Raw genomic sequence first — 24852 nt, 5'->3', positions numbered from 1 at the left:
CTCCCTAAGCGCGGGGGCTTTATGTAGTTATCCACAGACATGGATGCGCTTCGTTGATTTCTATCTATCAGCTCAAACCCCGCTTTCAAAACCTGTTGCGGCCCGCAGTACAGCGCCTGTACGAGAAGGGCGTGACGGCCAATCAGGTCACGATTGCCGCCTGCTTCGTGTCGCTGCTGATCGGCGTTGTCGTAGCGTTATCGGTGCCTCACTACGCTGCGTTTGCACTCATCCCGCTGTGGATGATCCTGCGCATGGCCCTCAATGCCATCGATGGCATGCTCGCACGCGAGTTCGGCCAAAAATCCCGACTCGGGGCTTACCTCAATGAGCTGACCGATGTCGTCGCCGATACGGCGCTGTTTCTGCCCTTCGCGTTGATCCCTGATGTCAGCCTCGTACTGGTGTTGGCGGTGACCCTGCTGGCGATTTTCACTGAATACGCAGGCGTGCTCGGCCCGATGGTCGGCGCATCACGGCGCTACGACGGCCCGATGGGCAAGAGCGACCGTGCGCTGGTGTTCGGCGTACTGGGGGCCGGCGTTGCCATTGGCTGGCTCGCTGCCCTGTGGATAAATATAGTGCTCGCCATCGTCTGCGCACTGTTGATCTATACCCTGTACAACCGCGTTCGGCGCGGCCTGCAAGAACGCACCGCCCCTCAAGAATAAGCAGCCAAAAGCCTCCGGCCTAAGGAAGTTGCAATGCGTGAGATGAATGATCGGCGCTTCACGACTCATGACGGGGTAGAGCTGTTCTACCGCCATTGGCCTGCGGTTACGCAGGTCGACGACGCGCCGCGACAAGCCGTCGTGCTGTTCCACCGGGGTCATGAACACTCGGGACGCATCGCGCATCTGGTCGATGAACTGGACCTGCCGGGTTTCGATTTCTTCGCCTGGGATGCGCGCGGCCATGGTCAGTCGCCCGGTGCTCGCGGTGACAGCCCAAGCTTTGCGACCAGCGTGCGGGACGTGCAGACCTTCGTCGACCACCTGAGCGCGACCTTCGACATCCCTGAAGAGAACATGGCGGTGATCGCCCAGAGCGTCGGCGCGGTCATTGCGGCCACTTGGGCTCACGACTACGCGCCGAAGATCCGCTCGCTGGTCCTCGCCTCGCCCGCCTTCAAGGTCAAGCTGTACGTGCCCTTTGCCCGTTCGGGGCTGGCACTGCTGCGCAAGTTCAAGGGCAACTTCTTCGTCAACAGCTACGTCAAGGCACGCTTCCTGAGCCACGACCCACAGCGCATCGCGTCTTATGAAAGCGACCCGCTGATCACCAAGGCGATTTCGGTAAACGTGCTGCTGGGCCTTTACGAAGCCGCCGACCGGGTGGTTGCCGATGCACAGGCCATCCAGATTCCGACGCAGTTGTTGATATCCGGCTCGGACTTCGTGGTGCATCGCGGTCCGCAGGAACAGTTTTTCGACCGGTTGGGCAGCGTGCGCAAGGAGAAACACATCCTGCCGGGATTCTTCCACGACACACTGGGCGAGCGGGATCGTCATCTCGCGGTCAGCCGAGCACGGCGCTTCGTACTGCAGAACTTCGAAACGCCAGTGGCGCGCCCTTCCCTGCTGGACGCCGACACGCTGGGCGTAACCTGCGCCGAGTCCGAAGAACTCGCTGCGCCCTTGCCCCGTAATTCGTTACGCGATTTGTACTGGCGCATGACGCGCGCCAGCATGCGCCTGGGCAGCAAGTTATCCACAGGCGTGAAACTGGGCTTCGATACGGGTTTCGATTCCGGCAGCACACTGGATTATGTCTATCGCAACAAACCCACCGGCACCGGCGCGCTGGGCCGGATGATCGACAAGAATTATCTGCAATCCATCGGCTGGCGCGGCATCCGTCAGCGCAAGCTGCATGCCGAAGAATTGCTGCGCCTGGCGATGGCGCACCTGCGCAATCAGGGCAAGCCGGTGCGTATCGTCGATATCGCCGCCGGGCATGGCCGCTACATTCTGGAGTCGCTTGAGGGCGTCGATCCGCTGCCAGAGTCGATCCTGCTACGTGACTACAGCGACATCAACGTGCGCGACGGCAGCCTATTGATCGAGCAGAAAGACCTCGAAGAGGTGGCACGCTTCGTCAAAGGCGACGCTTTTGACCGTGACGATCTGTCGGCGCTCGACCCCAAGCCGACGCTGGCGGTGGTGTCGGGCCTGTATGAGCTGTTCTCCAGCAACCGGATGGTCGGCGATTCGCTGGCCGGTCTTGCAGCCGCTATCGAGCCTGGTGGTTATCTGGTGTACACCGGTCAGCCGTGGCACCCGCAATTGGAGCTGATCGCCCGCGCCCTGACCAGCCATCGGCAAGGGCAGGCCTGGGTCATGCGCCGTCGCAGCCAGTCGGAGATGGATCAACTGGTCGAGGCAGCAGGCTTTCGCAAGATCACCCAGCGTGTGGATGAATGGGGGATTTTTACGGTGTCCCTTGCGCAGCGCATCCAGTGAGCAGGCTTCGGGAGCCGGGCCTGTGGAAAAGAGCGGTCGTCTGGCTGCTGGTGCTGGCGCCGTTCTTCTTCGCCAGCTACGGCTTTGCCACTTGGTACACGTCCCAGCGTGATGACGTCGGCAGCCTGGCATTTGGCTGGGAAAGCCATATGCCGTTCTGGGCATGGACCATCGTGCCCTACTGGTCCATCGACCTGCTTTACGGATTCTCGCTGCTGGCCTGCCTCACTCGCCGGGAGCTGGATACCCACGCGTTACGCCTGTTCAGCGCGCAATTGATCGCGGTCAGTTGCTTTCTGCTTTGGCCGCTGCGTTTTACCTTCGAGCGCCCGGAACTGGATGGCCTGTTCGGCTGGCTGTTCGCGGTGCTGGCCGGGTTCGACAAGCCGTTCAATCAGGCGCCATCGCTGCACATCGCGTTGCTGGTGGTGCTCTGGGTCTGCTACGACCGCTACGCGCGACACTTCCACGTCGCATGGCGCGGGTTGCTGCACATCTGGTTCGCACTGATCGGCGTGTCAGTACTGACCACCTACCAGCATCACTTCATCGACTTACCCACAGGCGCGCTCGCCGGTTGGCTGTGCATCTGGCTTTGGCCGGACCAAGGCCGCAGTCCGCTACTGGCCGCACGCGTGACGCAACAGACACAACGCCTCAAGCTGGCGCTGTATTACGGCATCGGCGCGCTGCTGTTGGCGATCCCGGTGTTCACGCTGGGCGGCGGCTGGCTTTGGCTGGCGTGGCCTGCACTGTCCCTGCTGTTGGTCGCCCTCAATTATCTGCTGTTCGGTGCCGCGGGTTTTCAAAAACGCGCCGATGGAACGTTATCCCCAGCGTCCTGCTGGCTGATGGCACCTTACTTGATCGGGGCGTGGATAAATTCGCGCTTGTGGACAAATAAACGACCCAGTCCCGATCAGGTTGTGGACAACGTCTGGCTGGGCCGTATTCCGAACCAAAAACAGTTGCAACCCTTCAATGCGGTTGTGGATATGTGTGCTGAGTTACCGCTGAAAGCGGGTGCGCGAAATTATCAACAGGTCGCCGCGCTGGATCTGGCGCCGCTGACTGTGGAGCAATGTCAGCGTGCGGCTGAAGCCATTGAGCGCTTGCGCTCGCATGGCCCATTGCTGGTGTGCTGCGCATTGGGCTATTCACGCAGCGCAATGGCCGTGGCTGCCTGGTTATTGCTCAGCGGACGAGCGCGATCTGTGGATAACGCGGTCGAGCTGATTCGCCGGGCCAGGCCGAGTGTTGTCCTACGTAGCGGGCATGTGGATATCTTGAATGCCTTCGCTGGATATTCAGTAAAAGCGCCTGTAGCCGACACACCGCGGGTCATGAGATGACACAGGACGGTGGGAGGCCTCACGGCGTCATCGACGTAGCGCTGTCGCGCAGCAAACTTTGTGGGAGCGGACCTGTCTGCGGATGCAGCACTTTGGCAAGCCGTCTCCCACGATAGTTTTATACATGCAGTAAGAACCCTCTTATCCACAGGAGTGCTCAATCATGTCATTGGAAATGCAATTGCATGTGGTCGCCGCGCTGCTTCGTCGCGGTCGATCACTGGATTATTTATCCACAGGGCTGTTGCTGTTGAGCCTGCTGTTTGGCCTGATGCAGCTGTGGATAGGTTCTGCAAACATTCTCATGATGGTGCTTGTGGCCTGCATGGTACTGACCGGCGCGCTGGCAAAATCCCAGGCGTTCCGGGTCGCGTTCGATGCCGATCTGTTCCAGCACATGGCTGATCGTCCCAGCCAGTTGAGCGATCGCACCCATGAACTGGATCAGGTGTTGGTCGACCTCAGGTTGCAGCCTGCGGAAAAAGGCGGCCGCACGTGGGCGCTTCGTACTCAGGGTGCGCTCAGACAGTTGCGTCTTCAAATCCGTTACATCGTGCTGCAGTTGCTCTGGCTGCTGGGCGTCATATTCGTCTTCCCCTGGCTGTCCTTCGCTCAATAGGAATTGTCATGCTCGAACCTCTGGTCGCCACGATCATCACTGCCGGTGCGCGCAGTATCACCGGCGCTCGCAGCCTGTGGCTGGGCTGCACGCCTGAACCGCGACAGCGAATCTACTTCGCCAACCACAGCAGCCACGGCGACTTCGTGCTGCTCTGGGCATCGCTACCCCCGGCCCTGCGCAAGACCGCCCGGCCCGTCGCAGGCGCTGATTATTGGCAGTCCAGCCCCATGCGGCGCTACATCATCAACCGCGTGTTCAACGGCGTGCTGCTCGACCGTACGCGCAGTACGCCGGAGAGCAACCCTCTTCAGCCGATGCTTGAGGCCCTGGAAAGCGGCGACTCGTTGATCCTGTTTCCAGAAGGCACGCGTAACCCGGACGAAGGCCTGCTGCCGTTCAAAAGCGGGCTGTATCACTTGGCGAAAAGTTATCCCCAGGTGGATCTGGTGCCGGTGTGGATATCCAACCTCAACCGAGTCATGCCCAAAGGCCGAATGCTGCCGCTGCCGTTGTTATGCACAACCAGCTTCGGCGCACCGCTGCGGCTGGACAGTGAAGAGAGCAAAGAGCAATTCCTCGCCCGCAGTCGTGATGCACTGCTGGCCTTGGCACCGGAGCCGCTGTAATGGATAACCAGACTCAACTGCTGTTCATGGGCATCGGCGCGGTCCTGCTGCTGGCCTCGCTGATCGGCTACGTCCTCAAGCGGCGAGCGGACGGTCCCAACTCGGTCATCGACAACCTCAACGCACGGATCAATGCGTGGTGGGTGATGGTGGTGGTGATCGGCATTGCCTTCTGGCTTGGCCAGGGCGCAGTCATCCTGCTGTTCTACGCGGTGTCGTTCTACGCACTGCGCGAGTTTCTGACCCTGACGCCCACCCGGCGCAGCGACTACCCCGCGCTGGTGGCAGCGTTCTACCTGGCGTTGCCGCTTCAGTACGTGCTGATCGCCATGAACTGGTACGGGCTGTTCTCGATCTTCATTCCGGTCTACGTGTTTCTGCTGCTGCCTATCCTGGCGTCGCTGGGCGGCGACAGCAAACACTTCCTGGAGCGTGCATCCAAGGTGCAGTGGGGCCTGATGATCGCGGTGTTCTGCGTCTCCTACGTGCCGGCATTGCTGACACTGGACATCGCGGGCTACGAAGGTCGCAACCTATTGCTGATTGCCTATCTGGTGATCGTGGTGCAGATCTCGGACGTGCTGCAGTACGTGTGCGGCAAGCTGTTTGGCAAGCGCAAGATCGCGCCCAACCTGTCGCCCTCCAAAACGGTCGAGGGCTTCGTCGGCGGCATTGTGCTGGCGTCGCTGATTGGCGGAGCGTTGTGGTGGATCACACCGTTCAATCCGTGGCAGTCAGCGTTGATTGCACTGCTCATCAACCTGTTGGGCTTCGCGGGCGGCATCGTGATGTCGGCCATCAAACGCGACCGAGGCGTGAAGGATTGGGGCCACATGATCGAGGGTCACGGCGGCATGCTCGACCGGCTGGACTCAGTGTGTTTCGCCGCGCCGATCTTCTTCCACCTGGTGCGTTACTGGTGGACGTGAGGTCCCTGACGCGTGTCTGGCAGTTCTGCCGGACGGCAAAATGATTGCTGAATATTGCATGGCCATCACGGTTTCGGCGCGCTGCAAACACGAACCGTCGAATGGCCATCCATACCCGATTCACTCGCAGGCCTTGCGCCAAGCGGCGATGAGCGAAATCGGGTCATCGACACAGACCTGAAAATCGACCGTTTCATGTGGCCAACGCCGTTTTCATTCACCCTGGGCGGCGTTTTTTTTCGGCCAATTTTCGAACCGGATCTCGTCTTTGTTATCTGTTGTGGGTAGTTTGCGTTCGGCAAGGAGTCGTTGGCGCGCCATTTTTTGTGCAGGACGCACAGAATTACCTAGAGGCTTCACCCTTATGAATCGCAGGAATCTCTTGAAAGCTTCCGTGGCGTTGGCCGCTTATAGCAGCGTGTCGGCTTCAGGGCTTTTTGCTGCCCGAGCACTCGCCGCAGCGGCGGATGGTGAAATCGAACACTTCGATTTTGCAGAGTTGCAGGCCCACGCGAAGAAGCTGGCTGGCAAAGGTTATGTCAGCACCAAGCAGGTCTTGCCACCGGTACTGGCGAACCTGACGCCACAGCAATTCAACGCCATTCGCTACGACCCCGAACACTCCTTGTGGAAAGACGTCCACGGTCAATTGGACGTGCATTTCTTCCACGTTGGCGCGGGCTTCAAGACGCCCGTGCGCATGTACAGCGTCGACCCGCAGAGCAAGCAGGCGCGCGAAGTGCATTTCCGCCACGACCTGTTCAACTACGAAAGCAGCGGCATCGACAAGAATCTGGTGAAGGGCGATCTGGGCTTTGCCGGCTTCAAGCTGTTCAAGGCGCCTGAAATCGCCATCAACGACGTGGTTTCGTTCCTGGGCGCCAGCTACTTCCGCGCAGTCGACAGCAACAAGCAGTACGGCTTGTCTGCACGCGGTCTGGCCATCGACAGCTATGCCAAGCGTCAAGAGGAATTCCCGGACTTCACCAAATTCTGGTTCGAGACGCCGGACAAGAACGCCACCCGCTTCGTGGTCTATGCCCTGCTCGATTCGCCGAGCGCGACCGGCGCTTATCGCTTCGACATCGACTGCCAGGCGGGCCAGGTGGTTATGGAGATCGACGCGCACATCAACGCCCGTGTCGACATCCAGCAGCTCGGCATTTCGCCGATGACCAGCATGTTCAGCTGCGGCACCCACGAACGCCGCATGTGCGACACCATTCACCCGCAGATTCACGACTCGGATCGTCTGTCGATGTGGCGTGGCAACGGTGAATGGATCTGTCGTCCGTTGAACAACCCGGCCAAACCGCAGTTCAGCGCGTTCTCCGACAATGATCCGAAAGGCTTCGGGCTGGTGCAGAGCGATCACGAATTCTCCAGCTATCAGGACACGGTGGTGTGGTACAGCCGCCGTCCAAGCCTGTGGGTCGAGCCGATCACGCCGTGGGGCGAAGGCGAGGTGAGCCTGCTGGAGCTGCCGACAACCGGCGAGACGATGGACAACATCGTGGTGTTCTGGACACCGAAGACGCCGGTCAAGGCTGGCGACTCGTTGAATTATGGCTACAAGCTGTTCTGGAGCCCGCTGCCGCCGGTGAGCACGCCGCTGGCTCAGGTCCACGCGACACGTTCGGGCATGGGCGGTTTCCTGGAAGGCTGGGCACCGGGCGAGCATTACCCGAAAACCTGGGCTCGCCGCTTTGCGGTGGACTTCAACGGCGGCGGTCTGGATCGCCTGCCCGAAGGCACCGGCATTGAGCCGATCGTGACCGTGACCCACGGCAAGGTGCAGGACTTCAACATCCTCGTGCTGCCGGACATCAAGGGCTATCGCATCACTTTCGACTGGGTGCCCGACAGCGACTCGGTGGAGCCGGTGGAAATGCGCATGTTCATCCGCACCGGCGACCGTACCCTGAGCGAAACGTGGTTGTACCAGTACTTCCCGCCCGCTCCTGATCGTCGCAAGTACCCCTGATCGGTGATCGTGCCTAGGCTCCGCGTCACGCCACAGAGCGGATGCGGAGCGTCCTGAGAGGCGTTACCACGCGCGAGCTTGGGAACGATCAGGAATAACTGATCCCGAGGGAGCGAGCTTGCTCGCGAATAGGCCGGTGCAGCCCCTGAAGATAGCGTGTCTGGACCATCGCTTTCGTGAGCAAGCTCACTCCCACAGGGATGCTTTGAACCGCCGCCCCTGTTTTTTCCGCTTTTTACGGGCGCCCGTGACGCTCTGCGTCACATCATCGGACGTTTCAGGGTGCGGCACTCATCGGATAATTCGCCAATCCTGACGAAATAATTGACAGGTTCCCTAACTGCGACTGATATACGTCTTGTCACGCCGTTGCGAGCATTCGCTCCAGACTTCTCTTGATCCCTACAGGCTTCCCCTTCTATCGACCCGCCCGTCGCGGTCGTCGGCGGTAGCTTTGTCCGTTCGAATTTCCTGACGCCATCCAAAAGGCAGACATCATGGAGCTGAATCCAGCGAACAGTGCCGGCGATTCGTCGTCGATCATTTCTTTCGATAAATCGACCGTCGTGGTGTGGGTCGCGATCAGCCTGCTTCTGGTCGAAACCTTCTCCGGCGCGTTGCGTTTCTACTTTGACAAAGCGGGCATCAGCCCGCTGCTTTACCTGCCCAAAGCTGCGTGCATTCTGTTGTTCGCGCTGGAGTTGCGCACCTTCAAGGCCGGACGCCTGTTCTGGACGTTTGTCGTGCTGCTGGTCATTTCCGGATTGCTCGCCATGCTGCACCGCGCCAGCCCGCACAATCTGGCGTTCAGCCTCTTCGCTCTGAGCCCGCTGGTGTTCGGCCTGGTGTGCAGTGAGCATCTGATCCATCGCAGAAAAATCCTCTGCTGGGCCATCGGCTTCTGCCTGCTCGCCTCGCTTGTAGGTGTGGCGCTGGACAAGTTCACCGCCGTGCCGTGGAAAGGCTACAGCTACAACGTGGGCGAAACCGAGCTGAGCGCCAACACCACCTGGAGCGCAGACGACGTGGACCGCCTAGCCGGTTTTGCCCGGGTTTCCAATGTGCTGTCGATCCTGATCGCGTTCTACACGCTGTACCTGTTCATGTTTCTACGCTCGCGACTGGTGATGATGCTGCTCAGTGCGGTGGCGCTGTACGCCATCGTGCTGACCACCAGTAAGGCGCCCGCCGGTGCGTTCGCGCTGACAATGGGCCTGCTGCTGATCCAGCGCATGAGCTGGACCTGCCGGATGCTGTGTGTGCTGGTGGTGTTCGTCGGTCTGCTGTTGCCGACGCTGGGGCTGGTGATCAGTTTCGATGCGCGTACGGTTAGCAGCAGCGGCAGCTCACTGGCCTCGCTCTACGACCGGCTGATCAACACCTGGCCCAACGTGATCAATGCCCTGACCCGCGAAGGCTGGGTGATAACCGGTGCAGGATTCGGCATGGTCGGCAGCACAATGGCCATTTTCCCGGTGGAGGGCGCGGGGATATTCCTGGGCATGGACAATTCGGCCCTGTACCTGTGGGCGATGCTCGGCGTGGTCGGCGGGTTGCTGTACGCGCTGCAGATTCCCCTGCTGTTCACGTTGATCGAGGACGAAAGCCGGGTCGGTCGGATGTTGCTGTCCATCAGTGTCTGCTGGTGCCTGATCAGCTGGACGACGGACATGTTCGAGGTCGCCGTGGCCAACCTGTTTGCAGGCCTGGCCATCGGGTATGTCATCAGTGAAAAAAAGGATGCCCTGACGTCTCGGCCGGCCGATTTGCAACTGACCCCTCTTCCCCAACTGCGCTGAGGAAGCCCGCCATGACGTTTTCCTTACGCCACGCGGTGCGTCTGGTACTGACGGGATGCCTGGTCTGCGTAACACCGGCCTACGCCGAGGCACCGTTCATTGTTGGCATTTCGACGCACCTGATGAACTACGAGCACCCACTGAGGGCGCCGCTGGATCTGTCTGCGCAGGCCGGATTCAATGCGGTCAAGGACGATATCTTCTGGTCAACCGCAGCGCCGACGCCTTATCAATGGCGCATCCCCCCTCAATGGCGCAACTACCTGACCATCGCCAAAGAGCGAGACATGAGCCGCCTGGCGATACTGGGCTACAGCACGTATTTCCACGACAACCAGAAACCTCGCACACCCAAGGTCAGGACAGCGTTTCTGAACTACGTCGATTACGTCACCCGTATGCTCGGCAACCGTGTCAGCTATTACGAGATCTGGAACGAGTGGGACCTTGAAGCGTCCGGCGACCGTCAACTGGCGCTGGACTACGTGAAGCTGGTGCAGAAAACCGTGCCGATCATTCGCAAGAACACCCGCAACGTCGCAGGCCCGCCCGCGAAAATCCTGGCAGGATCGGTGACGCCGGACGGCATGAGGTTCGGGTTTGCCGACCCCTTGATCGAGAGCGGCGCGCTGGACCTTGTGGACGGTCTGTCGGTGCATCCCTACGCCCACTGCTCGGCCAACGATGGCAACACACCCGAAGCCTGGGTGCGCTGGATGGCCGATTACGAACGGCACATCCGCACCAAGGCGGGCCGTGACGTGCCCATCTACCTGACCGAAATGGGCTGGCCTAGCCATCAAGGCCCTTGCGGCAACAGTGAGACGACCCAGGCGCTGTACATGGCGCGGATCTACCTGCTCGCGCGCACCGTGCCCAACGTCAAAGGCATGTGGTGGTTCGACCTCTACAACGACGGGCCGGACCGCTACGACCAGGAACACAACTTCGGGCTGCTCAATGAAGACCTGTCGCCCAAACCCGCCTACACCATGATGAAAGCAATCGCTCCGGTGGTTCGCGACTTCACTTACGACGCATCGGCCAGCTCCCTGACGGACACGCTTTACCAGTTGCACTTCAACAAGGGCAGCGAGCGGGTGCTGGTCGCGTGGGCCATCGGTCAGCCGCGTGATGTGCAGGTGGTCAGCCAAGGCCCCCTTAAAGGTCCGGTGCGGATGATCGACACCGTTCACGCCGAGCGCGGCGAGGTCGGCGAGGTCGGCAGTGCGCAGTCATGGTCCTGCCAGGGCGACCGGTGTTCGGCGTCGATCAAGCTGACCCACTTTCCCAAGATCATCCGGCTGAGTCCGCAGAGAAGTGGCAAGCATCTGGCTCGCAAAGAATGAGTGTCCGGCGACCTGCCTGTGATGAGTCAGCCCAAGCCTTCGCGGACAAGTCCGCTCCCACAGAAACTGAACGCCGTACGCGACTTGCTCGCGGGAGCACGACCCTCGTGGGAGCGGACTTGTCCGCGAAGGCTGTCCGGTCCGCTCCTACTACCAGGGTTTCTTCACCCGCAAGACTTAGCGGGTTCTGCCGCTTAACCACCTGAAACCCCCTCCCCGATCATCCACTGGCCGGCACTTTCTCATGGACTTCAGAAAAGACATCAATGGCCTGCGCGCCATCGCGGTTATCGCCGTGCTGCTGTTCCATTTCCATCCCGCGTGGCTGCCCGGAGGGTTTGCCGGGGTGGATGTGTTTTTCGTGATCTCGGGTTACCTGATCACCGGGATCATCATGCGCGGCCTGAAAACCGGCACCTTCAGCCTGACCTCGTTCTACAGGTCCCGGGCAAGGCGCATCATTCCGGCACTGGCGATGGTGTGTTGCACGCTGCTCGGGCTCGGCTGGTTTTACCTGCTGCCGCTGGACTACAGCGCCTTGGGCACGCACGTCGCCAGCAGCCTGGGGTTCGTCTCCAACTTCGTTTACTGGCGCGAAGCGGGCTACTTCACGGCCAATGCCCACGAAAAATGGCTGCTGCACACCTGGTCACTGTCGGTCGAATGGCAGTTCTACCTGCTGTACCCGATGGCCTTATTGGTGCTGAGCCGTTTCGTGGCGCTGAGAAATTTGCGCTGGTGGATGCTGGGCGGCACTCTGACGGGCTTTGCCTTGTGCGTATTTGCCTCGGCACGCTGGCCGGAAGCTTCGTTTTACCTGTTGCCCACACGCGCGTGGGAATTGCTGTTGGGCGGCGTGGCCTGCCTGTTTCCCTTCACATTGCGGCGCGTGCAGAAGCGCGTGCTTGAGGGCGTCGGGCTGATGCTCATGCTGGCGAGTTTCTTTCTGGTGTCGGTGCAGGACCTGTGGCCGGGGTATCTGGTGCTGATGCCGGTGCTGGGGACCTTTGCAGTGATCATCGCCGCACGTCAGGACTCACTGGTGACCGCCAACCCGCTTTCGCAATGGACCGGCAAGCTGTCGTATTCGCTGTACCTCTGGCACTGGCCGGTGGTGGTGTTGATGAACTACGCAGGGTGGTTGGGCGACATCCGCAATGTGCTGCTGGGTATCGGCATCGCTGCGCTGCTCAGCCTGGCCTCCTATGGGCTGATCGAGAAGCCCACTGGGCGTTCACGCCCCGACGCCCGCTGGACATTCGCCACGCTGGGCACCCTGATGGGCCTGGTGTTTGTGGGCGGCGCAGCGGTCAGTGCGACGCAGGGGATGGTTTCGCCGATGCGCGAGATCAGCCTGTCCGACAAAGCGTCGTTCATTCAAGACTACGTCAACCGGCAGCAGAACCTGTACGAGCCTTACTGGCTCAAGTGCGACGCGTTTTCTGCGTTCACGCAGCGCGGGCAGTCGGGCATTGATGAGTCGTGTACGCGCAAGCAGGGTGAAGGCGGCGTATTCCTCTGGGGGGATTCGCATGCGCAGGCGCTGTCGCTGGGCCTGCGTACCGTGCTGGCCAAAGACACACCGTTCTATCAGGTCGCGTCTGCCAGTTGTCGCCCCAGCCTGAGCGTTCATCAAGGCAGAACGTCGCCGACCAGCAGGGCCTGTGATTACTCCAACCGGCTGGCGTTGCACAGCATCGAAACGCTGCACCCGGCCATCGTGGTCATCGCGCAAAAGGACGGCCATGACAAGACCGACTGGAACGGCATTGCGATCCGGCTCAAGGGCTATGGCGTGAAACATGTGGTGCTGATCGGCCCGTTACCGCAGTGGAGTCCATCGTTGCCCAGTGTCATCGCCAACCGTCACTGGGGCCTCAATGAATCACACATCAGCGACCCGGCCCTCGACCAAAGCGTCATGGCAGTGGACCAGGCGACTCGACAACTGGCCCAGACGGCGGATATCCAGTTCGTTTCACTGATCGACAAACTGTGCGTGGCCGATGCTTGCCTGGTGCGTCTTGCAGATACCGACTCGCTGCTGCAAATCGATTCGGGGCACTTGAGTACCGAAGGCTCGCTGTTCGTGGTGAAGAACTATGTGTTGCCGGAATTGGTGAATTAGCGCCGTGTGCAGCGTCCGCTCCATCCACTCAATCCCCCGTCTGCAAACGCTCGGCAAACCTGACCAGTTCAGCCAGAGAGTCGGCTTCCATCTTGCGCATGACCGAGCCGCGGCGGACTTTGACGGTGATTTCGCTGACGTTCAGTCGAGCGGCGATCTGCTTGTTCAGCAGCCCGCTGACCACCAGCGTCATCACCTGTTGCTCGCCCTGATTGAGGCTGGCGTACCGACGCTGCAATTGGGCCTCGACCGCCGCACTCTGGCGACGCACACGATCCAGCGCCAGCGCCTGCTGAATGGCGTCCAGCAAGTCCTGTTCACGAAAAGGCTTGGTCAGAAACTCCACCGCCCCGGCTTTCATCGCCCGCACCGACATAGGAATGTCGCCATGCCCAGTGATGAAGATCACTGGCAGAAAAATCCCCAACCGGGTCATCTGCTCCTGAAAATCCAGACCGCTCATGCCCGGCATCCGGATGTCCAGAATCAGGCAGCCCGGAGCATCGGAGCGCGGCGTATCGATGAACTGCTGCGTGGAGCCGAACAGCTGGCTGCACAGCCCGACCGAGGCCAACAGATCCTCCAGCGACGTGCGCACCGACAGATCGTCGTCGATGACGTAGATAATCGGTTCTTCAGCCTGCGCAGCAGTGTGGGTGGTGGTCATCAGGAATCCATCTTTCCGGTAGGCAGCGTGAAGTGAAACGTAGCACCGACTGACGAGTTAGGCGTTATCCAGATACGTCCGCCATGTGCCTCGATGATTGACCGGCTGATTGCAAGGCCTATCCCCATTCCCTCCTCCTTGGTCGTGTAGAACGCGTCAAAGATGCGGTCGATGTTTTCAGGCGGTACCCCGACGCCATTGTCACGCACCGAAAATTTCACCTCCCCTCCCGCGTTAACGTCCACTGTCACCGCCAAACGGGCCTGACCGGGCTCGACCTTTCTCATCGCGTCCACCGCGTTGAGCATCAGGTTCAACAGCACTTGCTGAATCTGCACCCTGTCGGCCAATAGCGGTGGCAACCCTTCCGACACCTCGACCGCGAGCACGACTTGCTGCTCGTCGATTTCACTGTGGGCCAGCGACACGATCTCGGCCACGGTGTCGGCCACGTTGATCCATTCTTTGTGCGCCGCCGACCGCTTGGCCAGCGCCCGCACCCGCACGATGATGTCCCCGGCGCGGTTGGCATCGCCGATCATGCGCGCAAGCGCCTGGCGCGCCCGATCCAGATTGGCCGGTTCGGCCGACAGCCAGCGCGTACAGGCATTGCCACTGGTGACGATGGCCGACAACGGCTGATTGATTTCATGGGCGATGGACGCGGTCAGCTCGCCTAGCATGTTGACCCGGGCAATCTGCGCCAACTGCGAGCGCGCTTCGTGAACCGACCGAATGGCCATCGCCATGCGCAGCGCCAGGTACGTCGCCATGACAATCGCCGCCAGACTGATGAGGCAGTTGATCAGCGCCGCCTCGCTGCCCCGGGAAATGGTCAGCTCATAGCTGAGCACCGTCAGCCCCATGCACGTCAGCGCGACGGCAATCACCCCGCCAACCGGCAGGAATCTGACCGCCATGAGCACGACGGCGATCTGGAACACGCCCACGGCAATTTCCAGATCGGTCAGGGTGTCGGCAATGGCAATGACGATTGCCAGCCCCAGCAAGGCGGCCAACCTGATCGCCATCGCGGCCTTGCCAAAGGATTCAGGCTCGCGCATCTGCAACGTCTCGCTCTTTCAAAAGGCCAGCGCAGTATGGCTGACACGCATCAGGAAGGGTTATCCAGACTGAACTGATCAGCCAGCTCATCGTAAGCGAACAGTTCGGCGTAGCGTCCCCACTGAGTGACCGCGTCCAGGGTCTGGCGAGCATCGCTTTCAGACATGAAGTCTTCCAGCTGGTCGCGAAAACGGCGCGCCGGGGCAGTATGCGTCGAGCGGTCGTCCAGCACGCGACGAATATGCGCCACCAGCGGCACAAAGCTCAGCAGGTGCTGGGCGAACAAGTGTTTGCGCTCGTCCACGTCGGCCAGCGCATACCGATTGGCCGCAGGCAGCAGACGAATGTCGCCACCCTTGAGTTCAGCGAAACGCAGCAGTTGCAGCACCTCGGCAATCGGGAACAGCTCGTCGGCGTTGTAATGCAGCGCGCTGGCCAGTTCCGGCAGGTCGGCTTTCATGCTGTAGGGCGGCGCATGAATCGCCTCGATGAGACCTGCCAACGCGTTGGTCGACACCTGCGGCAGCACCATGCCCAGGCCGGTGCCTGGAAACACCCCCTGACGGGTTTCGCCCGCATCGCTGTCCTGAGTCATCAGCACATAGATTTCTTCGACCAGTGCCTGAAAGACCGGGTCCTGGCGGTTGCGCGGCTGAGGCAGATCGACCTTGATTTCACTGATCACCCGTCCCGGATTAGAGGAGAAGAGCAGGATGCGGTCGCACATCAGCACGGCTTCGGCGATGTTGTGCGTCACCATCAGGATGGACTTTATCGGCATGCGGCCTTCGCTCCACATGTCCAGCAGATCGGTGCGCAGGGTTTCGGCCGTCAACACGTCGAGCGCCGAGAACGGTTCGTCCATCAGTAGCACGTCCGGGTCGATCACCAGCGCACGCGCCATACCGACACGCTGGCGCATGCCGCCAGACAGCTCCTTGGGATAGGCACTCTCGAAACCGTCCAGACCAATCAGGTCAATGGCCGCCAGCGCTCGCTTGCGTCGGGCCGCAGCGGGTACCCCTTGCGCCTCCAGCCCGACCTCGACGTTCTGCAGCACCGTCAGCCAGGGAAACAGCGCAAAGCTCTGAAACACCATGCCCACCGACATGGCCTTGCCCTGCGCCCGATTGGGGAACACCACCTGGCCTTCAGTCGGCACCACCAGCCCGGCAATGGAGCGCAGTAACGTGGACTTGCCCGAGCCGGAGCGGCCCAGCAGGCCGATGATTTCGTTTTCGTTGAGTTGCAGCGTCACGTCATCCAGCACCAGGCGCTCTTTGCTGGCCTTGCCGTACACATGTCGAACCTTCTGCACATCCACCAGGCAACGCTTTTCGACAGCCATCATCGTGGCACCCTCCTCAAACAAAAATCAGACAAGACTCAGACGTCGCTCGGCGAACCCGTACAGCGGGCGCCACAACAGCCGATTGAACGCGATCACGAAGACCGACATGACGGTGATACCCATCGCGACCCGTGCGTAATCGCCCGCCTGAGTGGCGTTGGCGATGTAGGAACCCAGCCCGGTCGCTTGCAAATGCTTGTCGCCCCAAGACACCGCCTCGGCCACGATGCTGGCGTTCCACGAACCGCCTGAAGCCGTCAGTGCGCCCGTGACGTAGTACGGAAACACCCCCGGCAACGCCACTCGACGCCACCACTGCCAGCCGCGCATGTTGAACATCGTGGCCGCCTCGCGCAGGTCGGTCGGCAAGGCGCTGGCCCCGGCGATCACGTTGAACAGGATGTACCACTGGGTGCCCAGCACCATCAGCGGCGACAACCAGATATCGGGGTTCAGGTGCAGGCCGACGATGGCGATCACCGCGAACGGAAACAGCACGTTCGCAGGAAACGCCGCCAGAAACTGTGCGATGGGTTGCAGCCGCTCGGCCCACACCGGACGCAGGCCGATCCAGACGCCTATCGGGACCCAAATCACGCTGGCCACGATAATCAGCACGATCACACGCAGCATGGTGGTCAGCCCCAGCCCGAATGCACTCACCAGGTCCGCGAAACCCAGAGAGGCCTCAATGAACCGAAACAGGTAAACGCTGGCGGCGACACAGCCGGCAATCACCAGCGCAAGCCAGAGGGTATCGAGAACCCGGGTAACGCCTGCCGTCGGGCGGACTTTCCAGAGGCGCGTCAACACACTCCAGTCGATCAGCATCAGCCCTTTCCACGGCGCGGCCAACACGGCGCCCAGCAGCGGCGCGAGGCGGGAGCGCCCTAGCAGGCTGTACATCCAGGAACGTGGACGCTTTTGCGAAGCGGTCTGCTCGAAACGAAACTTGTCAGCCCAGGCCACCACCGGCCGGAACAGCAATTGGTCATAGGCCAGGATCACCAGCGCCATCGCAGCGACCGCCCAGGCAATCGCAGTGAGGTCTTTCTGCTCGATCGCCAGCGCCAGCCAAGAGCCGATGCCGGGCAGATTGACAGTGGTATCGCCGACCGAAATGGCCTCGCAGGCCACGACGAAAAACCAGCCGCCGGACATCGACATCATCATGTTCCAGACCAGCCCGGGAATGGCGAACGGCACTTCCAGCCGCACAAACCTGAGCACTGGGGACAGGCCGAACTGGCGACTGACTTCACTCAAATCATTGGGCACTGTGCGCAGCGATTGATAAAAGCTGAACGCCATGTTCCAGGCTTGACTGGTAAAGATGGCAAAAATCGCCGCGCACTCGACACCGAGTTGCCGCCCTGGAAACAGCCCGATGAAGAACGTGACGGTGAAGGTCAGAAAACCCAGCACCGGCACCGATTGCAGAATATCCAGCGCCGGAATGATCACCTGTTCGGCCTTGCGGCTCTTGGCGGCGAGCGTTGCCACGACAAAGGTAAAGAGCAGCGACGCGGCCAGGGCGATGAACATGCGCAAGGTCGTACGCAGCGCATATTCCGGCAGTTGTGCCGGATCCAGGGTCATTGGGCTGGATGTCAGCAGGGAAAGCGGCTGAAGCATCTGTCCGATACCGTGTCCTAAAAGCGCGACCACCAGCGCCAGCAGTCCCAGGCAAACGATATCGACCCCATAAGGCATGCGCGTCCTCGCATCGCCCATTCGGGTCGCCCGCAGGCTTTTACCGGATTGAAAAATCGAATGCATTTGCTCACCTCAAAACGGCTGCACGGGCTCGCACCGACCACGTTTCAGAAAACGGGCTGTCAGCGGATACAGATAAATGGCAGTAGGCGGTTAGCCAGAAGTTGAGTGAAAGCTTATCGACTTTGGACGGGCGTTTAAAACCTGCAAACGTAGACGGTTTCGATTCGAAAGTATGAATGTCATATACCAAGGTATATACAGTTCAACGGACACCCCGATAATGGCCAGGTGAAACGGCGAAAAGGATAGCTGGCGATGGTATTTCGTTTTCTGTTCATGAGTTGCGCAATGGTGTGGCTGCCACTCCTGAGTGTGGCGCAAGCCCAGCCTTACGTGGCCGCCAGCACCGAATGGCGCCCGTTCATCTACACCGACGAATACAACACCCTGCGCGGTGTGTCCACTGACATTGCCCGTCAGGTATTCAAACAGGCAAACATCGATGTGCAGTTTATTTCCTACCCTGCCAACCGCATGCAAGTGATGCTGGACAAGCAACAGATCGATATCAGCTATGCCGAATCACCGGGTTGGACCCATGAGGATAATGCGAGCAAGTATGTATTTTCGGTGCCTTATCTGGCGGTGCGCGAACACTTGTACTTTGCCGCCGATGATCCACTTTCAAACGTGCCATTAAGCAAATTGCGCAATGTAACGATTGGCATGATTCGGGGTTACACGTATCGCGCGCTGGACTCTGCCTTCGCGGAAAAGCGCGTGACCCGTCTTGAAACCTCGGAGGACTCGGCATTACTGGAATTGCTCGCCAACAAGCGCGTGAACGCGGTCGCTATGGTCGATGACTTGTATGACTACCTGATCAGTACACACCAGATCGACCCTCACGCGTTTCGCCAGGGCGCTCTGCTGAATGAATCGACCCTGTCGATCATGCTGTTGAGCAGACATGCCTCACTGCTGCCGACGATCAATGCCGCCATCCTCGACATGCAGCGCCGCGGCGAACTGCAGCGCATTCGAGACAGCTACCTGCCCACCGCATCCACGAAAGCGTGCGTCGCCAGCGGCACGTCTTGCTGAACCAAAAGATCGGCGCTGAATTCGATTTTTGTGGGAGCGGACTTGTCCGCGAAAGCCATGCTTCAAACGCAATATCTCGACTGAATGTACTGGCCCTTTCGCGGACAAGTCCGCTCCCACGACTCTCTCTCTGTCTGCCTGCCTAGCTGCCTGCCAACGGTCCGGTGTTTGCGGCAAGATGCAGCGACACTCTCGCCGGCTCACTCAGCCCTCACACCCGGAAGTGGCTGACCAGCATTTGCAACTGCCCACCAAGGCGCGCGAGTTCGACGCTGGACGCGGCGGTTTCTTCGCTGGCTTCGGCCGTTTGTTCAGACACATCACGCACGTTGACGATACTGCGGCTGATCTCGTCGGCCACCGAGCTTTGTTGCTCGGCGGCTGCAGCGATCTGCTGGTTCATCGCCTGGATGTTGGACACCGTCCGGGTGATGCTTTCCAGCGACACACCGGCCTTGCGGGTCAGCTCGACACTGCTGTCCGTCAGCGTACGGCTGCCCAGCATGATCTCCGACACTTGGCGTGTACCGTTCTGCAGACCGGCGACCAGGCTTTCGATCTCTTCGGTCGATTGTTGCGTGCGTTGCGCAAGGCCTCGCACCTCGTCCGCCACGACGGCAAATCCACGCCCCGCTTCGCCTGCCCGTGCGGCCTCGATGGCGGCGTTGAGCGCCAACAGATTGGTCTGCTCGGCCACGGCCTTGATCACGTCCATGACCTTGCCGATCTTGTCGCTCTCCTGTTCGAGCACGGTCATGGCATCGGAGGAGCGGATTACTTCCTTGGCCAGTCGCTCGATCTGGCCGATGGCCTCACCCACTACCTTGTCACCGGCGCGGGCTTCCTTGTCGGCGTCGGAGGCGGCAACGGATGCCTGCTCAGCATTACGCGCCACCTCATGCACAGTGGCCGACATTTCATGCATCGCGGTAGCGACCTGATCGGTTTCGACCTTCTGGCTGTTTACGCCTGCGCTGGTCTGCTCGGTAACCGCCGACAGCTCCTCGGCGGCACTGGCGATCTGCGTCACGCCGTCGCGAATGCCGGAAATCAGATCACGCAAGGTCGCGCCCATGCGCTGAATACCCTGTTGCAGCACACCCAACTCGTCGCGTCGGGTGATGATTGCCGTGTGGGTAAGATCGCCCGCTGCGATACGGTCGACAATGGCCAGCGTTTCCTGCAACGGACGCGTGATCTGCCGCGTGATGACAACCGCCGACAGAATACCAAGCGCCAACACCAGCAAAATGCAGCCGATCTGCAGGTTGCGCGCCTGCGCAGTGTCCGCATCGCCCAACTTCATTTGCAGACTGTAGAGCTCATCGCCCAGCTTGACGATGGTCGCGCCTTGCGTCGTGAGGTCTTTGCGCACAGCAGCGGCCTCTAAGGTCGTGGCTTTGAAGGCTTCGACCGAGCTGCGGTAATCGCGCAGCGCCTTTTCCAACTGCGCGATTCTGGTCGCGCCAAACGTAGATTTGAGACCGTCCAGATGCTGGATGGCGGCGTCCAGCTGCTGGAAGGCTGCCGTTTGCGACTTCTCATCGGATTTGCTGGTGTAACCGCGCACTTCGTAGCGCACCAACGTCAGGTCCTGCCGAGCGGTGTTCACTAACTGAACCTGATCAAAGCGGGAGGGGTCCGAGGGATCCATTCGCAGGACCTCGCTGTTGAGCGCATCGATTGCCTGCGTGGCGACGGTGGCATTGGCGACCATCTCGTTACGCACCCGGCCAGCGTTCTGATAGACCGCACGCATCTGATTCAACGACGCTTCGTAATCGCGGATCACATCGCTAAGCTGACTCAGCGGCTTGATGTTGACGGGGTTGGTGAAGGTCGTCAGCAACGACTGCTGGTGCTTCTTGAAGATATCCAGCTTGCCCTGCATGTTCTGGGCGGCGGTTTCGTCACCGTCAGTCAGCATGTATTGCAGCCGTGCGATGCGCAGGTCGGTCAGTTTGTCGCCGAGCCGGGTGATGTCACCGATTCTGTCGGTGCGGTAAATGAGCTTGTCGAGGCTGGTCCAGCCGACCAGGGCGAGTATGGCAGTGAAGAAAAGGACGGCTCCAAAACCCAGGGCCAACTTCGTGTTGACGCTGATGTTCGCAAAACTACTGTTCATGCAATCTCCTGAAAATGCTTTTTATGCGCAACGAAAGAGCTGAAGATTTGTTTTTATGAACAGCAAACCTGCGCGCTAGAGCTATCGGCTGGCATCAGGTAAAACTTGACCAAAAAGACAGAATCAGCGGCAAGTCCGCTGATTCGGGAGGATTGGCTGTGTTATGCCACAGCGCTGTGGCGGGCTGACAGAGCACGGTGAGAGGCCCCACCACGTCTTCGACGCAGCGTGTGGGAGCGGACTTGTCCGCGAATGCAGCGCTTCAGTCGCTGCATATTCGTCGGATGTAAGGCCTTTTCGCGGACAAACGTAACGCCGTTCGGCCCGCTTCCACTATAAGGTCACTTCGTCCAGTTCAGATCAGGCACCCAGCTTGAAGCGCGACACCACGGTGCGCATTTCGCTGGCCACGCGGCCCAGTTCGCTGGCGGTGGTGGCGTTGTTCTCGATGCCCTGCATCAGGGTGCCGGAGCTGCTGCGAATGCCCATCACGTTGCGGTTGATGTCTTCGGACACGGCATGCTGTTGCACAGCGGCACTTGCGATCTGAGTGTTCATTTCCACGATACGCTCAACGCCCTGACTGATACTCGACAGACTGCCCGAGGCCTCGCCAGCGGCACTGATGCACGCTTGCGCTTTTTGCTGACCGGCCTGCATCTGCTGCACGGCCGCCTCCGTCGCACCCTGCAACTGCTGGATGATGTTGCGGATTTCCTCGGTCGAGGCCTGAGTACGCGATGCCAGCGTGCGCACTTCGTCAGCGACGACCGCAAAGCCGCGGCCCTGCTCGCCGGCACGCGCCGCTTCAATGGCAGCGTTCAGTGCCAGCAGGTTGGTCTGGTCGGCGATGGTGCTGATCACCTGAATCACCCCGCCGATGGACTGGCTGTGCAACGCAAGCGCCTGGACTTTCTGAGCGCTGAGTTCCACTTCCTCGGCCAGTGCCTGGATCGTGGAATGGGCCTGGTGCATGACACGCAGCCCATTGCGCGACGCACTGTTGGCTTCGTCAGCCGCCTGCGCTGCGCCTTCGGTGTTTTGCGCCACGTCAGCGACACTGGCGGTCATCTCGTTGATGGCGGTGGCCACCTGCTCGGTTTCAGCCTGCTGAGCGTTCATCGACTCTTTGGCCAGGCTGATGGAGTTGCCCAGTCGAGCGGCCACTTCAGACAGCTCGTAAGAGGTGCGATCCATGTGTGAAATCGAGCCGGAGAAAGCTTCCGCCATCAGGTTAAGGCCATTGCCGATGTCGGCCACTTCGTCCTGACTGCTGACCGTCACGCGGGCGCCCAAATCACCGGCAGCCAGGCGGCGTGTCACTTCAAGCAGTCCGTCGATGGCCATACGCAATGCACGGTAGATGCTGCAGAACGCATAGAGCAGCATCAATCCCATGATCACGCACATCGCGATAACGATTTCACGTTGCAGCAGCAACGCGTCATAGCGTGAATCGAGTTCGCCCTGCAGCGCCGTCTGGATTTCATCCTGAGCCTTGTAGAAACCCGCAACCACCGCGTTACCACGAGCACTGAACGACTGTCCTTGCTGCGCTGAAAGCGTGGTACCGGTCACATAAGCCTTGAGGTCGTCACGATAACTGTCCATCGCGGCGACCGCGGCAACGATGGGTGCATTGACACGCTCGGTCAGCTCAGGCGCACGGCGCTTGAGCAGGCGGACGCTTTGCTCCAGCTCCAGTCGAGTCTGCGCCTCCTGTTTGAACAGGCTGTCCAGCGAGCCGCGCATGGCGGGGCTCAGGTTCTGCCCTGTGCTCAGCCCGGCAGCCACACCACGAATCTGGCCGGCCATGTTGATCTGACGGGGCATGCGGATAGTGCTCAGGTCGATCAGGAACAACGACGCATAATCTTCATCCAGCACCAGTCCGGAAGTGGCCGACAGGTAGTAGATGAAATTGAGGGTCTGGGTCAGTTGCTCATTCCACTGAGCGAACGCATCTTCCGGCGAAACGCCTGGCTTGACGCTGTCCATGATGGCGCGGGCACCGTCACGCAGGCGTTGAACACGGTTTTCAGTTTCAAACGTGCGGCCCTGACGAGCGTCGATGTCAGCCAGAGTGGCGAGCGCCGCTTCAAGCTGACTGCGGTTGGCGGCAAAGTCTTGGGTAGCGGAGGTATCGCCCGTCAGCACGCGGTTGGTCAGCGCACGTTGCAACATGGAAAGGCGTAAAACCGGCGTCACGACATGCAGGTATTCACGTCCCATCCGCTCTTGCGCAACGGTGTCGATGCTCGCGTTGAGGCTGTTGAACACCCGCATCCCGAGCACCAGCAGCGGGATGATAATGATGATGGCAAGAACAGTGAATTTGGCAGGAAAGCGCAGACGGTTTGTCAGGTAGATGCCGGGCGACAGAATATTCATATCGTTCTCTTTTAATAGGGGGCCTGATCCGGCTGAAAGAACTCCCTTCTTTACGTCGCGACAGGTGGGACTGTGAGTCACGTTTACAAATGGGAAGGTGTACCTGACCAGATGAAGGCATAGTGCCATTACCTCAGAGCCAAGCCCTCATTGGTTAGTTCAATGGGGATGATGCAATCTGATACCGACCTATCGGCCTGCTGGCAGGAAACGTGAGGTGTAGATGCGTGACAGCAACGGAAGTCTGTCAACGCTAAGAACGTAGACTTTGTGTAACCCACTGTTTCGAATAAAGACGGTTCAAAAACGTTGGCTCGACGGCCAGACGTCAGCGCCCGGAACCGCCTTTGGCACCGTCCCGATTCTTTTTGAAACCCCTCAGATTGATCGCACACAGAAAGACCTGCAGCACGATAAGCGCGTAGGCCCGCGCGTGGAGGCCCCAGATGATCCAGAGAATATTGCTGAGAATGAAACACCAGAAGGCAATCATCCGTTTTCGAGGTTGCTGGGACCCCATGAACCAGGCCGCCAGTACGGTCACGGCCATCGCTGGCCATTGAATCAAGTCAATCACATCACCTCCATCCACCACTGTGCGACATCAGGACTGCACGTGGTGAAGGTCGTTTGTCGCCTATCAGTGAAACCTTACGCCCTCTTCCATTCCACATTCGACAACCCAAGCTTCTCAGCCTGAGGCTTGCTCAGCTTTGGAACCCGGTCGGACCGATACTTGGGAATGGCACCAAAACCGGCATCCACCGACGCCCAGTGCCACGCTTCCTGGTTGTCCATATCAACGGCTCTGATGTAGAAGGTTTTGTAGCTACCGTGCAGCAAGTAATCGATACGGTAGTGTTTTTCATCAGCCATTTTGTTACTCCTGCTTTGTTCACTCGCAAAACAGATCATGCTCATTTAAAAAAATTCCCAGTATTTTTAGTTGTAATTAGCGCGACATCAGATAGCCACCCTCCTCACACCTTCATAAGGATGGAAGTAGACAAAGTTGAACCATAGGTATTTTTAATAATGGCGAAAACAGCCGTATTCCCGCAGGCGCCGGCATGCATTCATACACCCCGCGTTTTCAGGTGCTCTGCGACGTTTAAGGCTTTTCTGCACCCACACGTGGGAAATAACGAAACTCTATTGAACTCAATTATTACAACCGTT

The 24852-nt window shown here is 59.8% G+C and carries 19 protein-coding genes and 1 pseudogene; 11 read left to right on the top strand and 9 right to left on the bottom strand.

What is annotated here, in order from left to right; all coding sequences use genetic code 11:
* Positions 1–53 precede the first annotated feature (53 nt).
* The 10 genes from ALP40_RS22310 to ALP40_RS22265 all read left to right on the top strand — a co-directional run bounded on the left by ALP40_RS22310 (position 54) and on the right by ALP40_RS22265 (position 13251).
* A complete protein-coding gene (locus ALP40_RS22310) occupies positions 54–671 on the top strand; it encodes a CDP-alcohol phosphatidyltransferase family protein (protein WP_122210315.1) in 618 nt (205 codons plus the stop codon).
* A gap of 33 nt (positions 672–704) precedes the next feature.
* Positions 705–2462 carry a bifunctional alpha/beta hydrolase/class I SAM-dependent methyltransferase gene (locus ALP40_RS22305; protein ID WP_122210314.1) on the top strand — a complete coding sequence of 586 codons (1758 nt, stop codon included), beginning with the start codon at positions 705–707 and terminating at the stop codon, positions 2460–2462.
* Positions 2459–3814, top strand: a complete 1356-nt coding sequence (locus ALP40_RS22300; RefSeq protein ID WP_122210313.1) for a phosphatase PAP2/dual specificity phosphatase family protein — start codon at positions 2459–2461, stop codon at positions 3812–3814. Before ALP40_RS22305 ends, ALP40_RS22300 begins: the two co-directional genes overlap by 4 nt.
* A gap of 163 nt (positions 3815–3977) precedes the next feature.
* Positions 3978–4433 carry a hypothetical protein gene (locus ALP40_RS22295; RefSeq protein WP_122210312.1) on the top strand — a complete coding sequence of 152 codons (456 nt, stop codon included), beginning with the start codon at positions 3978–3980 and terminating at the stop codon, positions 4431–4433.
* A gap of 8 nt (positions 4434–4441) precedes the next feature.
* Entirely contained in the window at positions 4442–5062 is a 621-nt protein-coding gene (locus tag ALP40_RS22290; protein WP_122210311.1) for a 1-acyl-sn-glycerol-3-phosphate acyltransferase, read from the top strand.
* The gene (locus tag ALP40_RS22285) at positions 5062–5991 is read left to right on the top strand and encodes a phosphatidate cytidylyltransferase (protein ID WP_122210310.1); all 930 of its coding nucleotides are present in this window, start codon (positions 5062–5064) and stop codon (positions 5989–5991) included. The genes ALP40_RS22290 and ALP40_RS22285 overlap by 1 nt, the downstream gene beginning before the upstream one ends.
* Before the next feature lie 364 nt (positions 5992–6355).
* Positions 6356–7975, top strand: a complete 1620-nt coding sequence (locus ALP40_RS22280; protein ID WP_122210309.1) for a glucan biosynthesis protein D — start codon at positions 6356–6358, stop codon at positions 7973–7975.
* Between the two features lie 497 nt (positions 7976–8472).
* On the top strand, positions 8473–9774 hold the full coding sequence (locus tag ALP40_RS22275; RefSeq protein ID WP_122210308.1) for a hypothetical protein: 1302 nt from the start codon (positions 8473–8475) through the stop codon (positions 9772–9774).
* A gap of 11 nt (positions 9775–9785) precedes the next feature.
* Positions 9786–11123 carry a hypothetical protein gene (locus ALP40_RS22270; RefSeq protein WP_122210307.1) on the top strand — a complete coding sequence of 446 codons (1338 nt, stop codon included), beginning with the start codon at positions 9786–9788 and terminating at the stop codon, positions 11121–11123.
* Positions 11124–11367: 244 nt separating this feature from the next.
* Positions 11368–13251: an acyltransferase family protein gene (locus tag ALP40_RS22265; protein ID WP_122210306.1), complete on the top strand. Its 1884-nt coding sequence runs from the start codon at positions 11368–11370 to the stop codon at positions 13249–13251.
* Between the two features lie 28 nt (positions 13252–13279).
* On the opposite strand, the gene ALP40_RS22260 is transcribed toward ALP40_RS22265, so the two are convergent.
* From ALP40_RS22260 to ALP40_RS22245, 4 genes are read right to left on the bottom strand one after another with little or no spacing between them, the layout of a single operon-like run.
* Positions 13280–13918, bottom strand: a complete 639-nt coding sequence (locus tag ALP40_RS22260) for a response regulator transcription factor (protein ID WP_122210305.1) — start codon at positions 13916–13918, stop codon at positions 13280–13282.
* Complete coding sequence (locus ALP40_RS22255; RefSeq protein WP_122210304.1) at positions 13918–14982, bottom strand: sensor histidine kinase; 1065 nt, start codon at positions 14980–14982, stop codon at positions 13918–13920. Before ALP40_RS22255 ends, ALP40_RS22260 begins: the two co-directional genes overlap by 1 nt.
* Positions 14983–15032: 50 nt before the next feature.
* Positions 15033–16334, bottom strand: a complete 1302-nt coding sequence (locus ALP40_RS22250) for an AAA-associated domain-containing protein (RefSeq protein ID WP_122210303.1) — start codon at positions 16332–16334, stop codon at positions 15033–15035.
* A gap of 24 nt (positions 16335–16358) precedes the next feature.
* Positions 16359–18113 (bottom strand): ABC transporter permease subunit, encoded by a 1755-nt coding sequence (locus tag ALP40_RS22245; protein WP_122210302.1) that lies wholly within the window; start codon positions 18111–18113, stop codon positions 16359–16361.
* Positions 18114–18368: 255 nt separating this feature from the next.
* Between ALP40_RS22245 and ALP40_RS22240 the strand changes: the two genes are divergently transcribed.
* Positions 18369–19157 (top strand): ABC transporter substrate-binding protein, encoded by a 789-nt coding sequence (locus ALP40_RS22240; RefSeq protein WP_122210301.1) that lies wholly within the window; start codon positions 18369–18371, stop codon positions 19155–19157.
* 211 nt (positions 19158–19368) lie between these two features.
* Here ALP40_RS22240 and ALP40_RS22235 read toward each other — a convergent pair whose 3' ends face one another.
* From ALP40_RS22235 to ALP40_RS22220, 5 genes and pseudogenes are all read right to left on the bottom strand, one after another.
* A complete protein-coding gene (locus tag ALP40_RS22235; protein ID WP_122210300.1) occupies positions 19369–21282 on the bottom strand; it encodes a methyl-accepting chemotaxis protein in 1914 nt (637 codons plus the stop codon).
* A gap of 360 nt (positions 21283–21642) precedes the next feature.
* Positions 21643–22353, bottom strand: coding sequence for a methyl-accepting chemotaxis protein (locus ALP40_RS26255; RefSeq protein ID WP_409077537.1), 711 nt, complete (start codon positions 22351–22353; stop codon positions 21643–21645).
* Between the two features lie 159 nt (positions 22354–22512).
* A pseudogene (locus ALP40_RS26250) lies at positions 22513–22629 on the bottom strand (HAMP domain-containing protein); the annotation flags it as partial.
* A gap of 1372 nt (positions 22630–24001) precedes the next feature.
* Positions 24002–24223, bottom strand: coding sequence for a hypothetical protein (locus ALP40_RS22225; RefSeq protein WP_122210393.1), 222 nt, complete (start codon positions 24221–24223; stop codon positions 24002–24004).
* Between the two features lie 101 nt (positions 24224–24324).
* The gene (locus ALP40_RS22220) at positions 24325–24549 is read right to left on the bottom strand and encodes a DUF6555 family protein (protein ID WP_122210298.1); all 225 of its coding nucleotides are present in this window, start codon (positions 24547–24549) and stop codon (positions 24325–24327) included.
* Between the last annotated feature and the right edge of the window lie 303 nt (positions 24550–24852).

Source organism: Pseudomonas viridiflava, from assembly GCF_003702045.1.
Lineage (GTDB): Bacteria > Pseudomonadota > Gammaproteobacteria > Pseudomonadales > Pseudomonadaceae > Aquipseudomonas > Aquipseudomonas viridiflava_C.
This window is presented reverse-complemented; position numbering and strand designations above follow the sequence as displayed.